Genomic DNA, 16,240 nt, shown 5'->3' with positions numbered 1-16,240 from the left:
TTTGTGTAGGATGGTCTTTCTTTCTAGGATCAAGACTCCTCCTCTTAAGATGCTCATTCCTGTTGAAGCTTCACATGCTGCGTCGGCGTCGTCCCGGATATTTTCTTGAAATGTCGGATGAAGGTGCCTGCATTCGTATAGCCTACTTCATCGGCAACGTCTTTCATGGTCATATCCGGCCGGGATTGCATCAATTGAATCGCCGCTTGAATCCGGACGGAATGGATGTAAGCGTTCAAATTATAGCCGGACTGTTTCTTGAAATATGTTGACAGATATACATGCGTAATCGAAAGATGATCGGCAATACGTGTTAAGGATAAGTCGGGATTCGCATAATGGCAGTGAATGTACGCTTCGATTTGCTGCTGCAGCGTAGCAGAGTGACGTTCGGACATTTTGGCTACGATGATGTACCCTTCCCGAATCCGATAGAACAGGTACGCGATATGATACGACCGGAAGCAATCCGGCGGTATGTCCCACAGTTGTTCGATCTCAATTTTCTTGCTTCCTGCGAGTACCATCAGCAAATCATGCAAGTATCTTAACCGGTTACGTACCTGCTCGAAAGTGAGGGAATGCAGCGTGCCCAAGATGCCGCTGAAAAAGACGGAGACCGCGTCTTTATTTCCTTTAAGCGTGTAATTGACGAGTTCCTGTTCCTTATCGATCGATAATTGGACCATGGACTCTTTGTCGCGGTCGCCCGCACGGTAAAGGACGGTACTTCGCAAACGGTCGATGTCCGGAACAAATTTATGAATGGCGTGAATGGATTCTCGAAAAGCGGAGCCAATCTCCTGCAAGTGGTCATGAACCGCGCTTATGCCGCATAACGACAATTCACCGTCAACATGCACTGTATCCATGATAGTATCGACGATATCGGCGACGTCCCGAGGATCATTGCAGGATACTATATATACCGTCATCTCATTTCGGTCGTACAGACGGATGCAAGGATGGGACCGGTTTAATCTCATCTCCAGCTGCGGTGCGATCTTCCATTGCTGGACGCCTTTGTTGTTTTCTTCGATTAGTACGAGAATGACATAACTGTCGAACTTCTCCTTCAATGACCGGGATACGTTTGGATGAAGGTCTTGTGTCGGATCGGCCATGAGACGAAGCAGGGCATGATGCTCCATGATGGACGACTGATCGGCCAAGGTTTGCTGCATGGATAACGTAGCCGAATTCATCTGAGTGAAAGTATCGTTGATGATTTCGAATTCGTTGCGGCTTGAGAAGTAAGGCTGATACTCCGATAATGCCAGGGCAATCCGGCGCAGCGGTCGATACATCGACCAATTCACGAATAGAAAGCCGAGATTGACGGCGAGAAAGACGAAGAAGAGCCAGAACGCATAGGCATTGGCTGTATTGAGCTGCTTCTGCATGCTGTTATCCGAGAAGAGGGTGGTCAATACCAGCATGTCGTTCGCTTGCTGAATCGGTGTGTACGTCTTATCGTTGATCGCGATGTGCTCCGGATTCCCTTGCAGCTGGTTGATGAGAGCTGGGCTTAAGGCATGCGTGCTGACGATGCTTCGGTTCGATGGGCTGGACAGCAGAATGACGTTGTCGAGCAATTTCGTTTGATTTTTTAAATAGAGCTGAAGGGACATCTTGTCAATCTGGACAAATATATACCCCTCCGGGAACACCCTGTACGTATAGATGATTGTTTTATCGTAGAAATATACATTCTCCATGTCATCCCCTTGATGGAAACAACGGCAAGAGAAATCCGGATTGACTGTGCCGAAGGTGGTATAGAACACGTCAAGATCGCGCGTTCCATCGCTCCCGACGACGAGATTCTGACCGGGTAAATACACCATGAGCTGTGAGCGGAAAGGAAGCGTAAGGTTTTTCTCTGTTAGTGTTTCCTTGAAATCTAACATTTTGGTGTAGTAAGAGCCTGCATGTCTTGGATAATTGGCAATCAGCTTGCTCTTCGGATCTACACTCAATTTGTATGCGGCATTGCGAATTTGCTGCCATTCTGCAAACAGGTCGCCCGAAAGCTTGCTGAGAAACTCTTGATTTGTCTGCAGGACCTGACGTTTTACGCCCTCCTTTAAATAGGTATAGTTGTACACCATGATACCGGATAACAACAGCATAAAGACCAGATTGGCGAGCAGAAGCTTCTTGATCACACTGCTCTGTCTAAACCGGCGGATGACCGAGCTTACGGAGTGATGCATGCCATTACCCCTTTTTTGAAACCGCTTCCATTTATGTTGTTACATACGGTTTACGCTCATTATAGTGGAGTGGATTACCGTAGTTCAACAGGGCGCAGCCGGAAATATGAATTATTGAAAACGATATTAAAAATTCGCATTGTTGGACAAGAACAGGAACTTGAAGAAACGGCAAGCAGATGAATGAATGACTACCGGCACAATCTGAAATTTTGAAAACGATATGAAATAGTGATTCTTGTGGAAGCGCTTACCGAAGGTTATGTTGAATTCACGGCCCCATACAACCAAGGGGGTGCAATGACCCGGGGCTCTATAGATCGAATATTCAGGAGGGGTGAAGTTGAACGGGAACGTTGTAAGCAAAAACAGCTTCTGGCGCAGGTGCATCAAGCAGCGTTATTTAATCATGATGGTGCTGCCGGGGTTTGTATTAATGCTTGTTTTTAAATATTTTCCTATGTACGGCATTTTGATCGCCTTCAAGGATTTTAACGCGATGGACGGAATTCTGAGAAGCCCTTGGGCGGGGCTAAAGCATTTTCAGGCTTTCTTCGATAGTCCGATGAGCTGGAGGATCATCAAGAATACACTGCTGCTCGGATTGTACTCGCTGATCTTCGGATTTCCGGCTCCCATCGTTTTTGCCCTGCTGTTGAATGAATTGCGAATCACACTATTTAAGAGAGCCGTGCAAACGATCACCTATTTCCCGCACTTTTTGTCCACGGTCATCATCGTTGGTTTTGTTCATGAATTCGCTTCCATGGACGGGATCATTAATCATGTAATGGGATGGTTCGGCGTCGATCCGGTACCCTTATTGAACTTCTCCGCCAATTTCCGGTCGTTGTTCATCGGCTCGTCGATCTGGCAGGAGTTGGGCTGGGGGGCCATTATTTATTTGGCTGCGATCACCGGAGCCGATTCCGCTCTATATGAAGCGGCTGTCATCGACGGTGCGAACCGGTGGCAGCGCATCCGTTATGTGACTTGGCCGGCGATTGTTCCCGCTACGACAGTCATGCTGATCATGAAGCTGGGTTCGATCTTATCGACGGATTTTCAGAAAGTGCTGTTGATGTACAATCCGAATATTTACGAGACGGCAGATGTCATCGAAACCTATGTGTACAGGCTGGGCATCATGGGCACGCAGTACGAATACAGCTCCGCAGTCGGTTTGATGCTGTCATTGATTGCCTTCGTGCTCATTACGAGCGGCAACTATATTTCCAAAAAAGTGTCAGAAAACAGTTTATGGTGAGGAGGTGAAAAGGCTTGAAAACATACAACGAGGGTCTGGGTTCACGAATGTTCGATGTGTTCAATTATGCCCTGATGGTCGCACTCTGTGTCATTATGCTGTATCCGCTGCTGAATACGTTCTCGATTTCCTTAAGCGATCCGGATTTGATCGCGCAGGGGAAAATAAGCTGGTATCCGCAGGGCTTTACGATAGATGGCTACAGCTTTATTTTCCAGAGCAACGATTTGCTGAGAGCGTATAAGAACACGCTTATCTATGTCTTGGTCGGAACGGTATTGCAATTGCTGCTGACATCCTTGTTCTCCTATCCGTTATCGATGGGCAATTTCGTATTGCGTAAACCGTTGACCATCTTCGTGATCATTACGATGGTTTTCGGCGGAGGTCTTATACCGACCTATATGCTCATACGTAATTTGCACTTGCTTGATACGTTATGGGTGATCGTGCTTCCCGGCGCTTTAAGCGCATTCAATATTATTATATTCCGTACCTTCTTTCAGGAAATACCGAAAGAACTGCGGGAGTCCGCCTACTTGGACGGCGCGAACGATATGAAGATTTTATTCCGGATCTATATGCCCTTGTCCAAAGCGCTGCTCGCGACATTTGCCCTGTTCGGGGCGGTGGGGTTCTGGAATATGTGGTTTGAGGCCATGATCTATCTCAATGATATGAGGCTTCACCCGATCCAGATGCTGCTGCGCCGGATGATTGTCGAGCTCAAGGATATGAATGATCATGGCGGTCTGCAGCGGTATGTGGAGATGCATAATGTCAATCCGAAGAATATCAAGATGGCGACGGTTATCGTCACGATCCTGCCGATCCTATTCGTCTACCCGTTCGTGCAGCGGCATTTTGTGACGGGAATGCTCGTCGGCTCGGTCAAAGGTTAACCTGGGTTAATCTGTCTTCCTATAGATTAACAAATTATAATGAAAGCAGGAGGGGAATGTTTTGAAGCGAACCATTGTGCTCGTAATTAGTTTGCTGCTGATTGCATCGCTCGCCATGGCGGGCTGCAGCAAAGGGGAAGACAAGCCGGCAGCAGAAGACACGGGGAAAACCGGTGAAGCCTCTGAAGGAACGAAGGAGGCAGGCAAAGATGCGCCAGAAGCAGGCGCGGAGCCGGAAGTCATCAAATTGCGTGCGTTCCAGTCCAGTTTTGGAGAAGATCCGTCGAACACAGGGCTTTATAAGGCATGGTTGGAAAAAATGGAGGCCCATATCGGTAAAAAGCTGGATATCGAGTGGACTTATGTTCACAGCGATGACTATCCGGAGAAACTCAAGCTGCAATTGGCCAGCGGCGACGTGCCGGACATTCTGAGCGGTACCAAGGATGCGGAAATCATGTTTCAATTCGGCAATCAGGGGGCATTGCTCGATATTGCGCCATACATTGACGAGTATGCACCGAACTACAAGAAATTTCTGGAATCGACCCAATATGCGGAGAAGACCCTGCAGACACCAGAAGGCAAAATGTTCTTCTTCGGTGACGGATTCCAGAACGATACAGGCATGGTCGATTCGGCATACGGATCGTTGTACCGCTTTGATATATTCAAGAAACATAATATTAAAGTGCCCGAGTCATGGGAAGAGTTCTACGATGCAGCGGTCAAGCTGAAAGAGTTATACCCGGACGTGTATCCTGTGAATGCGCAGGAATGGCCGCCATTCCATGAAACATTCTACTACACGAACCACACGAAAGGCGATATCTATTGGAACGGTGAGAAATTCGTGTATGGACCAACTGAAGAAGCGTTTAAAGAAGGCATCATGTATGTTCATCGGATGTATAAGGAGAAGCTTCTTGATCCCGAGTTTTTGACCCAATCACAGGATCAGCTGAAGCAGAAGGTGACAACAGGCAAATCCTTCATGATTCCGTTCGCTTGGCTCGGGTGGTGGGAGCAATATTCGATCCCGGAACAAGGAATCGAGTGGGGTGCAGCCATTCTGCCGAAGAATGAGAAATACGGCGAACCGTGGATGCAAGGTGCGGCATTGCCGGGTTTAACGGCATATCCGAATTATGGCACGATGATTTCCGCCAAAACCAAATATCCCGAAATTATGGTGCAGCTGCTGGACTATCAATACTCTCCCGAAATGATCGATCTCATGACATGGGGTATTGAAGGGATGAACTACGAAGTGAAGGATGGCAAGAGAGTGCGAATTATGGATCCTTCCGAGGAAGTGAAGAATGCCAAACTAGAATGGTATGGCGAAGGGGTTACGCGTCAAGGCTTTGTCTTTGCGCCGCAAAACCATGCGCCGGACGTTTCTGGCTATAAGGATATGCCATTCTATGGAAAAGGTCAGTATGAGAGCTTGAATCCATTCGTAGGAACAGGTAAATTCCATAGCGGAAAATCCGCGATTCCTACTTGGGATCTTGCACCGGTCATTCGTCTGAGCAAGGAAGATGAAGCGAAGAAAGCGCAAGTGATGACCGCCGTGAAAACCTATTTGGACGAGAATCTCTCCAAATTCATTCTTGGCGAAAGAAACTTCGACGAATGGAGTGCATTCCAGGATGAGCTGACAAAAATCGGCGACTATCAATCCATTGTCGACAGTATGAACGAACTGGCAATCAAATAGTGTGACACAAGGAAGCCCGACAGCTCACTAAACGGCTGTCGGGCTTATTCTCGGATCCGCTAACAAGACGATAGAACGATCGATAAGGAGACAATAGCCTGGCTCGGCACGTTATCGGGTATTGGCAGATGGTACGATAGAGACTGCCGAAGCCGGTGGCAGCCGGAGGTCGATCGTCCTATCGTCAATCCGTACTCCACGTTGAAGGGGGAGGGCGTTATCGGCAGCATCGATGGCGTATATATCCGCTTCCGTAACATCGTCCCATTCCGGCGGTAATGTCCAATGCCGGGAGAGATAGCCGCTTTTGCTGTAGGCGATCATTTCCGGCGATTTCGCCCAAAGTGCGGGCATGCATCCATCGTCGCCTTCACGCAGTATGCGTCCGTCCTGCCGGACGGTTCGATCGGCCAGATGGACGCTTAAGCCGTTCGAATAATACATGACGCGTTCCTCGTCTTTGCCTTCGAGCCGCAGACGGTCATGTGTATTCAAAAACTGGTAGGTCAGGGTGGTCAGGCAAAATTGCTCCAGGAAATCCGAATGCCACTTTTCTCTCGACGGCTCACCCGAATGATTAGAGTAAATATCTTCACCGTGCATCGATGCTCCGAACAAGAACATCAGATCATGCCGGAGAGGTATGCCTGACTGGGAATAGTCGCGTATGATGGCACCGCATGACAAAGCGGCCGGACGCTCGACAAAATGCTCTTCTTGGTTCTGATCGAACCACCACGTCCAAGGCTGCAGGCCGAGCAGCGGATCGATGCGCAGATGATTGAAGTTTTCGCTCGTGACGTCGATGCCCCGATTGCGCATATAGCGGATCAAGCGGCGCATATAGCTCGTTTCTTCTTCTTGCGAGATGTTGTGGTACACATTCGCTCTCGGGAAATAGGCGTCAAAATGAACGGTGCCGACCTGCTCCAGCTGCAGCAAATCGATCAGCCGTTCCATGCGCTGCACGGCGAAGCCAAGCTCCCATTCATGCTTGTAACAGATCTGGTAGGCGGCCTTATCATTATAGCAACCGATCTGCATCAGAGCGCCGTCTTCGTTGCGGGATATGAGCTCGTTACGGACGTAAGTGTCCCATAGCGGACTGTCGTCGTAAGCATCCGTCACATTGGCATGGACGCTGACGGTCGTATTCCAGCGTTTCGCTTCGCGAACGAGCCATAGGTAGCTGTCCCTTGCAGTCGCATCCTCAGCACGCTTCAGGGCGGGATTGACTTCATCCATCGCCGGATATTTGTCATCATGTCCGTTGTATTGCCAACCGACCAGGTAGAGGATCTTGGGGATGCCCCTTGTAAGACGGTCCGTCTCCTGAATGATTCCAAGTGCTTGCTCGAAGGTGTTAAACACACGGGAACCGCCATCGGGGTTCGGGACGGACAAGGCCAATTTCGTGGTCAGTGTTCGACTGTAATCGTGTATATAAGGGCGTTCGGGAAGGCGTGTTTGCGTCCAGTCGTAATATTCGCCGGAGGTCGCTTGCCAGGAGGCGGTTTGTTCGTAAGCCGTCATGCGTGGTTCTCTCCTTTATAGTGGAATAGGTAAGGAAGAAAGGGTATATCGATAACATACCGTAACCGGTATTGGATTCAAATCCCCATTTGTGAGGAAATAGCGGTCAAATGTGTTTTGAATTTAAGTTCTCGGGGGAGGTTGAATGTAGTGGAAAGGTGGCTGCCGCAAGCGCAAGCCTTATTGCTTCAGCTTGCTCATTGGGGCTGTGGTAAAAGGAGTGCCGGCACAAGCTGGGTATATCCAGCCAACGGTCAGTACGTTATTTATTGCATCATACAAGGGGAAATTCACTTTAAGTCACAGCAAGTTAGGTATACACTTGGCTCAGGTGAAGGTTGCGTCATTTTTCCGAATCAAATGGGCTGTTTTATAGCAGAACGGCAGAGCACGCTGTGCTGGTTCGGCGTTCAGGGCTTTGAATTAGATAAACTGCTCCGCTCCGCCGGAATAACGCCTCAAACGCCGATCGTAAGCGGATTCCGAAGTGCCGGGATGAAAACATGGTTCCGCGAGCTGTTCTACCACAGCCGTCAGCAATCCATCTCTTCGGACATGTATTGTTATTCGCTGCTATACAATCTTTGTTCTCATTTTCTCCTGCAAGCAGGGAAGGGTTGGCTGCAGCCAGGCGAGGAGCAGCAGCCCACTCAGAGCGACTATATTCATCAAGCGCTTGAGTTTATTCACTCCGGATACGGCGCTCCTATGACAGTGACAGATATGGCGGAGCATGTCGGTTTGGAGCGAAGCTATTTCTCCAAGCTGTTCAAAGAAGGACTCCGGCAATCGCCCGGACGTTTCTTGAATGAATATCGCCTCGATCAAGCCGTTCGGCTCATGGGGCGGACCGGACTGCCGGTCAAGCATATCGCCGAGCTTGTCGGCTTCCGTGATCCCAATCATTTTGCACAGCTGTTTCGACGAAGATGGGGCTGCACCCCTAGACAATATTTGATGATGAAGGCGGATAGGACAGCCCGATGATTCAGGATTTGACCGGCGAATGAAGGACACAGCAGGTCAATACGCGCAAGGAAACGAATAGATTCCACGAGTCGCCATTATCTAAGACGGGGTGATCGTATAATGAAATACCGGAAATTGGGCAATACCGGATTGGACGTTTCCGTTCTTAGCTTCGGGGCCTCTTCCCTCGGATCGGTGTTCCGTGAGACGGATGACAGCGAAGGTATTCGCACAGTGCATGCCGCTATGGATGCCGGAATCAACTATATCGACGTTTCACCGTATTACGGCCTGACCAAGGCCGAAGCCGTATTGGGCAAAGCTATTCGTCAACTCCCTCGCGACAAGTTTCTATTGTCTACCAAGGCGGGGCGTTACGGCGTGGACATGTTCGACTTTACCGCCAACAAGATCGTTGTCAGCCTCGAGGAGAGCTTGGCCCGGCTGCACACGGATTACGTCGATATGCTGTTTCTGCATGATATAGAGTTCGTTCCGGCAGATATCATAATTGAAGAAGCGGTTCCCGCGCTGCATCGGTTGAAGGAACAAGGGAAAATCCGGTTTGGCGGCATCAGCGGCCTGCCGCTGGAGCTGTTCGAAACGCTGCTTCCGCAAATCGAAGTGGATACGATCCTCTCGTATTGTCACTACAGCTTGAACGATACATCACTGCTGAAACTGCTGCCGCTGCTGGAAACGCGAGGCGTCGGACTCGTGAACGCCTCGCCGCTATCCATGGGGCTGCTCAGCACACGCAGCACGCCGGAATGGCATTTGGCGAGCGCGGATCTGAAGGCTGCATGCAAGACAGCCGCCGACTACTGCGTGTCGCAAGGCTCGGATATTGCCAGACTGGCGATACAATTTTCCACTATGAACGATCGGATACCAACAACGCTGGTCAGCACGGCGAATCCAGCCAACATGTTGAAAAATATTATGTGGACCGACGAGCCGATCGACAGCAGGCTTCTCCAGGAAGTGCTTGACTTGCTTGCGCCGATTCACAATGAATCATGGGTGAGCGGCCGCCCGGAATATAACACGGCACGCCGCGGTTAACTTTTATCCCGCTGAATGAAAGGCACCCATTCGGGTGCCTTTGTGGTAAAGTAAAGAAATGACCAATTTCCTTGGAAGTGGCTCCGCGCGAGCTCCGCGAAAGAGTCAGCAACGCTTCTAGTCGAAAATATCTTTTCTGAATGATACAGATAGCAGGTGAGAGTATTGGATAGAACCATACACATACTAGTGGTTGAAGACGATAATGACATCAATCAATTGCTGTGCAGGATTTTAAAGAACAGCGGTTACGCTCCTCAAGCAGCCTATTCCGGAACGGAAGCGATGCTCTATCTGGAAAGACAAGCATGGGATTTGGTGCTGCTAGACTTGATGCTTCCGGGTCTGACGGGAGAGGAGCTTCTAGCTGATATCAACGAGAAGAGCTCGACGCCGGTTATCGTCATTTCTGCTAAAGGAGAGCAGCAGACGAAAGTCGCCGCTCTGCGCATCGGTGCGGATGATTATATTACGAAGCCCTTCGATATCGAAGAAGTGTCGGCTAGAATCGACTCCCACCTAAGAAGATACAGCCGTTTGACGAGCATGGCTCCCAGTAATCGAATCGAATATAAAGACATTCAGCTGGACAAGGATTCCAAGACCGTAACGATCAACCAATCGGAAGTGATACTGACGGCAAGGGAATTTGCCATTCTGGAGCTGTTCATGTCCTATCCGAAAAAAGTATTCTCTAAGGCGAATTTATTCGAGACCGTATGGGAGGATCCTTTCGTAGGGGACGACAATACGATTAACGTCCATATCAGCAATCTGCGCAATAAACTATCGAAGGCAAATCCCGAAGCGGATTATATCGAAACGTTATGGGGTATGGGGTACCGGCTCAAATAGCAACTTAAGGTTTTCTTAATCATCGCTTTATAATCGCTTATGTCTTACCTCCCATAATGAAGCTATCCCCAAGAGAGAGGTAGTGAGGCCATGAGTGAATATGTACTAAAGTCGAATCATTTAACGAAGGTCTATAAGCAGGACTATGCGCTTCATCGCGTGAACATGTCGATCAGAAAAGGCGCGATTTACGGTTTTATCGGACAGAACGGTGCGGGTAAATCAACATTGATCCGTATCGTCAGTGGGCTGGCTAGTCCGTCAGACGGTTTCATCGAATTGTTTGGCAAGAAGGATGCACAGGATCTAAGCGAAGCGAGAAAACGAATCGGCTCGATCATTGAAAGCCCGGCTTTATATCCGAATATGACGGCACTTGAAAATTTGGAGACCCACCGTCTTCTGAGAGGCATCCCCGGCAAAGCCTGCATCGAGAAAACATTGACCTTGGTCGGACTGCAGCATACGGGCAGGAAGAAAACGAAAAACTTCTCATTAGGCATGAAGCAGAGGCTGGGACTTGCGATCGCCCTTCTTGGAGATCCGGAGTTTCTGATTCTCGATGAACCGACGAACGGCTTGGACCCGATGGGGGTCGTCGAGATGAGGGAGCTTCTCAAAAAACTCAATCGCGAAAATGGTATTACCATTCTCATATCAAGCCATATCTTAAGTGAGCTTCATCTGCTGGCCACCCATTATGGCATTATTCATAAAGGCGAATTGCTGGAACAACTGTCGGCGAATGAGCTTAACGGGAAATGCCAGCACTACCTGCATATTAAGGTGAATGATGCTGCGAAGGCGGCTGCCGTTATCGAAGGGGAGCTGGCAGCGGCCGAATTTGAAGTCATGCCGGACGGGACGATCAAATTGTACCAATATGTCGATACACCCGGTAAAGTTTCCGTGGCACTGACGGCCGCGGGGCTGGTGATCGAACAATTCATGCCTATGGGCGAGGATCTGGAAGCTTATTTTACGAGCCGGATCGGGGGTGAGCGATAATGAATAATCTCATCCAATCGGAATGGTATAAGCTGCGGAAGGATCGGTCGTTCCGGGCGCTCATCCTGATTATCTCGGCCTCCGCTTTATTCTGGTCCATCTTTCAACATATCGACCGCACAATGGACGGTGAAGCTCCACCTACCGGGATAGAAATGTGGATGAGCGCGCTATTGGGTAATTATATTATGATTATTGGGATGTGTGTGCTGGCAGGCTTCTTTATTTCCAGCGAATACACGACCGGCGTGATGAAAGGCATCGCCGCAAGCGGCAATACAAGAGGAAGGATAATCGTAGCGAAGCAGCTTGTGTACGCCCTGGGCTGCATCATTCTTGGCCTGCTGTTTCCCTTAATCAATGGTATTGTTGCGACGATGCTGTCCGGGGTTGGGGAGCTGCCCGATGAATCGATTTTGTTGTATTTCGTAAGGACGGTTGGCTTGCTTGTTCTTTTTGCGGCGGGGTTTTCATCAATCGCCACGCTGATCGCTACGTTCATGGCGGAGGGCGGTAAAACGATTGCGTTTACGATGGTGTTCTTCCTATTCATCGACATGTTCTTTGCCGTAGCAGGCCGATATATTCCTTTTATTGAAACGATCTATAGCTACACGGTATTTAAGCTGCTGTACGATATCGGAACCGTTTCCCCTGATGGCAGTCTGCTGCTTCGGATGATCCTCATCCCGATCATTACATTCGTCTGTTTTGGAATCATGAACGCATGGGTATATCAACGGAAAGAAATTAAGTAACTTGAGAAGCGGGTGAGGGCAGATTGGTTTATCTCGTTGTGGCTGTAAGTATGATAGCTGTTGCTGCACTCATCCGTTTATATCGTTTAAAGAAAGAATTGAAACGAATTCATCATCAACTACATACCTATAATCAGGGATTAACGGGGAAGAAAGTCGATCTTCGGTTTTTTGAACGTGATCTTGAGCAGCTGGCTATCGAAATTAATCATCTGATGGATTCCGCTGCAGATGCCAAGGCGCTCCGAAGACGGACGGAGTATGAGCTGAAACAAAGTATCTCCCATATCTCCCACGACCTGCGAACGCCATTAACGTCCATTCTCGGCTATATTCAGCTTCTGGAATCGAATCAAGGAACCGAAGAGGAGAAGCAAGAATATGTGACGATTGCCAAGAGCCGAACGAAGAGGCTGCAAGCGCTGCTGAATGAATTTTTCGAGTTATCCGTCATCGAATCGGTGGATTACGAGTTGAACATGGACAAGGTAAATATGAACGTGCTGATCCCTGAAATCTTACTGGGATTCTATGACAGGCTTCATGAACGCAGCGAAGAGGCGGTTATCCAGCTATCCGAAGAACAGATACGCTTGACTGCAGACGAATCTGCCATTAAACGCGTGGTCGAGAATTTGATAACCAATGCGCTTCAACATTCGGATGGACCGATCTGGATCTGTATGGAGAAACATCAATCGACGGTTGCATTATCGATCCGCAACAGAGCGAATCATTTGACGCAAAGCGATCTGAGCAGCCTGTTTGACCGGTTTTATACGGCGGACCGCTCCCGGTCGGGCAGAGGAACAGGGCTTGGATTGGCGATAGCCAAAAGTTTGATGGTGAAAATGAATGGCCAGCTGACCGCAGAATTACATGGGAATCAACTTGCCATGACATGCGTGTGGAGGCTGGATCACGATGCATAATTTAGATGCTGCTGCTTTGGAAATAACCCATTCGTTCAGCGTGGCAAAGCAAGAGCAGTCCTTCGGCGGTATATGACCGCTGATGGACTGCTCTTTGTCTTGCTCAGCTTAAGAAGCAGATGCCGATTCCTCGCGTGTCTGCACCGTTTTACTTCCCAAGAGGCCGCCGTACAGGAACATACCGAGCGAGAGTGCCAGGCAGACCGCGGAGAAGATACCAATGGACGTATATCCGCCGAGCTGGACATAGAGCAAGCCCGCTATCCACGCTCCGAGTGTGTTCGCACCGTTCATTGTCGAGTTGGCCAAGCTGGAGATCGTGCCACGGATGGACGCGTTCAGTGAAGTGAGCGCCCCCATGACAAGAGGGAAGATGATCCCAAGCGTCGCGAAAATGATCAGATAGACGATCGTCACGATCGGGAGGCTCGTAAAATGAGGTATAACCGTGTAAAGTACCAGAAGCATCGACATTCCTGCTGCAACCGTGTTTGTTAGACCTAGCTTTCGAGCTGCATAAGAGCTAATTATGCTTCCCAGCAGAGTGCCGAATCCGAGGAACATCATCACAGTACCGATCTGTCCAATGGGAAGCTCGAATCGATCGGCCATCCACTTGCCAACGAAGGCGAATGCGGTACCGCTCCCTAAGTGAAGGAGCAGGTAGGCTAGGAAGCCGCTCCTTGCCTTGCCGCTCTTGATCAGCGGGACATACCGCCCAAGGATTGACGTTCGCTCGCGAGTGCTAGGCTTCATGTCGGGCAGCGAGTAGAAGGCAACGGCGATGAGCAGCAGCGATGCGGTTCCAATCGTCCAGAACGGAACGGACCAATGGGCGACTGCGAGCCAGCTGCCGATCGGCACGCCAAGCGCCTGGGATGCAGCTAGCCCTCCGAAGGCGATTCCCATCGTCTTCGATACGCTGGACGCCGGCATGACGGCGGGAATGGATGCCCATACCTGAGGTGCCGTGAACGCCGCGCTGACGCCGGCCAGGAAGCGGAATAGGCACATTGTCCAGAAGCTGTCCGCGAAGCCGCACAGGATCGTCGAGACGGAGAATCCGAGCAAGCCGCAGAGCAGAACGGTTCTTCGGTTCCAGCCGTCGGACAGAGGTCCGGCAATCAGCGCAAATATGGCGGATCCGAGCGTGTATGCGCCGAGCATCCATCCGGCGATCCCTGTCGAGACGCCGAATTCCGTCTGCAGTGTCGGGAGCAGGGGGGAAATAAGGAACGTATCGGTTCCGATCATGAACATGATGAGGAAGAATAGTGCGGTGTATTTACGCATGGTTGATCACTCCTAATGGTTATATGTTGCTTGCTGTATCTATCGTAAGGGATAATGGTGACAGAACCTGTCATTGATATATCTATTTATTACAAAGGTGGGAGTCAGGATGCTCAAGTCCAAAAGGCTGATGGAACTGATGATGACCGTCAACCGGAAACGGCGGTTCAAGGTGCAGGAGCTCGCCGACGAATTCGGCGTCTCCAAGCGTACGATTCTGAGGGATTTGCAGGAGCTAAGCGAGCTTGGCGTGCCTCTTTACTCGGAGGTGGGTCCTCATGGGGGCTATCAGGTCATAAGAGAAAGGGTACTGCCTCCCATCGCCTTCACAGAGGAAGAGGCTGTGGCGATGTTCTTCGCGGTGCATGCCTTGCGTCATTACGCCTCGCTGCCGTTCGAAGCGGAATCCGCCTCGGCGCTGAGCAAGTTCTATCTCCATATGCCCGGGGACGTGAGAGATCGAATCGACGGCATGAAGAACCGGGTCGACTTCATAACGCCGACAAGGCGGGGCGATGCCCCCTGCTTGGCCATTCTTCTTGACGCGGCTGTACATCGGAAGGTGCTCCTCGTTGAATACGAATCGAAGGAGGAGGGAGTGAGTAGCCGCCGGATTCAGCCGGTCTGCATCTACGCGAACAATGGATTCTGGTATTGTACGGCCTACTGCTTTCTGCGCGAGGGATTCCGGGTGTTCCGGTGCGACCGGATTCGTGATGCGGCCTACGATGCGACCGGGACGGAACCACTCGACTTGGGCGACGTTCACCTCAGCAGGCGGGAAGCTTCAGAGCCAAGGGAGCCTGTACGTCTTCGCGCAGAGCTGAGCCGAACCGGCGTTCAGCGCTGCGAAGCCGAGCTTTGGCTGGCACCTATGCTGCTTGTACGCGAGGACGGAAGCGGCAAGATCGATAAGGACGTGTCCCGCGGGGATATCCCTTTCTACACGGACTTCTTCATCGGACTTGGAAGTGAGGTTACCTTGGAAGAGCCGGCGGAATTGAAGGAAGCGATCCGGAGAAGGCTCTCTGAGCTGCTGGAACGATATCCATGCTAGTGGGTTCATGTATAACAGGATTACGATGGATTCTTATCCGATTATAGGGAGTGAGTCGAGTGGCAGAAAAAACGGCTGTTGTTGAAATCGTCCCGTATGATCCGCAATGGAAAACAGCGTTCGAACAGATCAAAGAGATGATAGTCTGTTATATTGGTGACGTGATTATAGGAGTCGAGCATGTGGGCAGTACATCTGTGGAGGGTTTATCGGCGAAACCAATTATTGATCTGGATGTTGTCATGGATAGCTATGATAAGCTGCCGATTATTGTTCAACGCTTGGAAGAACAGGGATACGAACACCAAGGATCGTTGGGGATAGAAGGAAGAGAAGCATTCCGACGAAAGTTTCAGGATGAACATATGAAGTATCATTTGTACGTCTGTCCGAAGGATGGAAAAGGATATCTGGAACACATCGCCTTTAGAGATTATTTGCGGAAAAATGAAACGGCACGTAACGAATACCAGAAATTAAAAATAAGGTTAGCGGAGCAGCACCGATTTGATGTTGATCGTTACTGTGACAACAAGACCGCGTTCATTACGAAGATATTGAAAGAAACAAATTGAATGGTGCGCGGAGCATGCTATAGCTTGAGATGGATGGTTAAGAAACCTTTCCTTTGTTGGTGGACTCACACCTTCACAAGGAAAGGT

General features: G+C 49.8%; 14 protein-coding genes. 11 read left to right on the top strand and 3 right to left on the bottom strand.

Annotated features, from left to right (window positions below):
• Window positions 1-53: 53 nt before the first annotated feature.
• Window positions 54-2,216, bottom strand: coding sequence for an AraC family transcriptional regulator (locus NNL21_RS02120; protein ID WP_204815800.1), 2,163 nt, complete (start codon window positions 2,214-2,216; stop codon window positions 54-56).
• A gap of 337 nt (window positions 2,217-2,553) precedes the next feature.
• On the opposite strand from NNL21_RS02120, the gene NNL21_RS02115 reads away from it, so the two are divergent.
• The 3 genes from NNL21_RS02115 to NNL21_RS02105 all read left to right on the top strand — a co-directional run bounded on the left by NNL21_RS02115 (window position 2,554) and on the right by NNL21_RS02105 (window position 6,108).
• Entirely contained in the window at window positions 2,554-3,483 is a 930-nt protein-coding gene (locus NNL21_RS02115) for an ABC transporter permease (protein WP_373567514.1), read from the top strand.
• 14 nt (window positions 3,484-3,497) lie between these two features.
• The gene (locus NNL21_RS02110; RefSeq protein WP_256555011.1) at window positions 3,498-4,385 is read left to right on the top strand and encodes a carbohydrate ABC transporter permease; all 888 of its coding nucleotides are present in this window, start codon (window positions 3,498-3,500) and stop codon (window positions 4,383-4,385) included.
• A 61-nt stretch (window positions 4,386-4,446) separates the two neighbouring features.
• Window positions 4,447-6,108 (top strand): extracellular solute-binding protein, encoded by a 1,662-nt coding sequence (locus NNL21_RS02105; protein ID WP_204815799.1) that lies wholly within the window; start codon window positions 4,447-4,449, stop codon window positions 6,106-6,108.
• Between the two features lie 111 nt (window positions 6,109-6,219).
• Here NNL21_RS02105 and NNL21_RS02100 read toward each other — a convergent pair whose 3' ends face one another.
• On the bottom strand, window positions 6,220-7,641 hold the full coding sequence (locus NNL21_RS02100) for an endo-alpha-N-acetylgalactosaminidase family protein (protein ID WP_204815798.1): 1,422 nt from the start codon (window positions 7,639-7,641) through the stop codon (window positions 6,220-6,222).
• Between the two features lie 150 nt (window positions 7,642-7,791).
• Between NNL21_RS02100 and NNL21_RS02095 the strand changes: the two genes are divergently transcribed.
• The 6 genes from NNL21_RS02095 (at window position 7,792) to NNL21_RS02070 (ending at window position 13,228) form a co-directional block, all read left to right on the top strand.
• Complete coding sequence (locus tag NNL21_RS02095; protein WP_204815797.1) at window positions 7,792-8,628, top strand: helix-turn-helix domain-containing protein; 837 nt, start codon at window positions 7,792-7,794, stop codon at window positions 8,626-8,628.
• A gap of 102 nt (window positions 8,629-8,730) precedes the next feature.
• A complete protein-coding gene (locus tag NNL21_RS02090; protein ID WP_204815796.1) occupies window positions 8,731-9,675 on the top strand; it encodes an aldo/keto reductase in 945 nt (314 codons plus the stop codon).
• A 165-nt stretch (window positions 9,676-9,840) separates the two neighbouring features.
• On the top strand, window positions 9,841-10,530 hold the full coding sequence (locus NNL21_RS02085) for a response regulator transcription factor (protein ID WP_204815795.1): 690 nt from the start codon (window positions 9,841-9,843) through the stop codon (window positions 10,528-10,530).
• A 90-nt stretch (window positions 10,531-10,620) separates the two neighbouring features.
• A complete protein-coding gene (locus tag NNL21_RS02080; RefSeq protein ID WP_204815794.1) occupies window positions 10,621-11,538 on the top strand; it encodes an ABC transporter ATP-binding protein in 918 nt (305 codons plus the stop codon).
• Window positions 11,538-12,296, top strand: a complete 759-nt coding sequence (locus tag NNL21_RS02075; RefSeq protein WP_204815793.1) for an ABC transporter permease — start codon at window positions 11,538-11,540, stop codon at window positions 12,294-12,296. Before NNL21_RS02080 ends, NNL21_RS02075 begins: the two co-directional genes overlap by 1 nt.
• 23 nt (window positions 12,297-12,319) lie before the next feature.
• Window positions 12,320-13,228, top strand: coding sequence for a sensor histidine kinase (locus tag NNL21_RS02070; protein ID WP_256555010.1), 909 nt, complete (start codon window positions 12,320-12,322; stop codon window positions 13,226-13,228).
• Window positions 13,229-13,336: 108 nt separating this feature from the next.
• On the opposite strand, the gene NNL21_RS02065 is transcribed toward NNL21_RS02070, so the two are convergent.
• Window positions 13,337-14,521 carry an MFS transporter gene (locus NNL21_RS02065; RefSeq protein WP_204815792.1) on the bottom strand — a complete coding sequence of 395 codons (1,185 nt, stop codon included), beginning with the start codon at window positions 14,519-14,521 and terminating at the stop codon, window positions 13,337-13,339.
• Window positions 14,522-14,630: 109 nt separating this feature from the next.
• Between NNL21_RS02065 and NNL21_RS02060 the strand changes: the two genes are divergently transcribed.
• Together NNL21_RS02060 and NNL21_RS02055 are read left to right on the top strand one after the other, a co-directional pair.
• Window positions 14,631-15,578, top strand: a complete 948-nt coding sequence (locus NNL21_RS02060; protein ID WP_204815791.1) for a helix-turn-helix transcriptional regulator — start codon at window positions 14,631-14,633, stop codon at window positions 15,576-15,578.
• A 59-nt stretch (window positions 15,579-15,637) separates the two neighbouring features.
• Window positions 15,638-16,153, top strand: coding sequence for a GrpB family protein (locus NNL21_RS02055; RefSeq protein ID WP_204815790.1), 516 nt, complete (start codon window positions 15,638-15,640; stop codon window positions 16,151-16,153).
• Window positions 16,154-16,240: the final 87 nt, after the last annotated feature.

This window comes from Paenibacillus mendelii (genome assembly GCF_024498075.1).
In the GTDB taxonomy this organism is placed as follows: Bacteria; Bacillota; Bacilli; order Paenibacillales; family Paenibacillaceae; genus Paenibacillus_Z; species Paenibacillus_Z mendelii.
The sequence above is the reverse complement of the archived record's forward strand: the minus strand, read 5'-3'. Positions and strand labels throughout refer to the sequence as shown.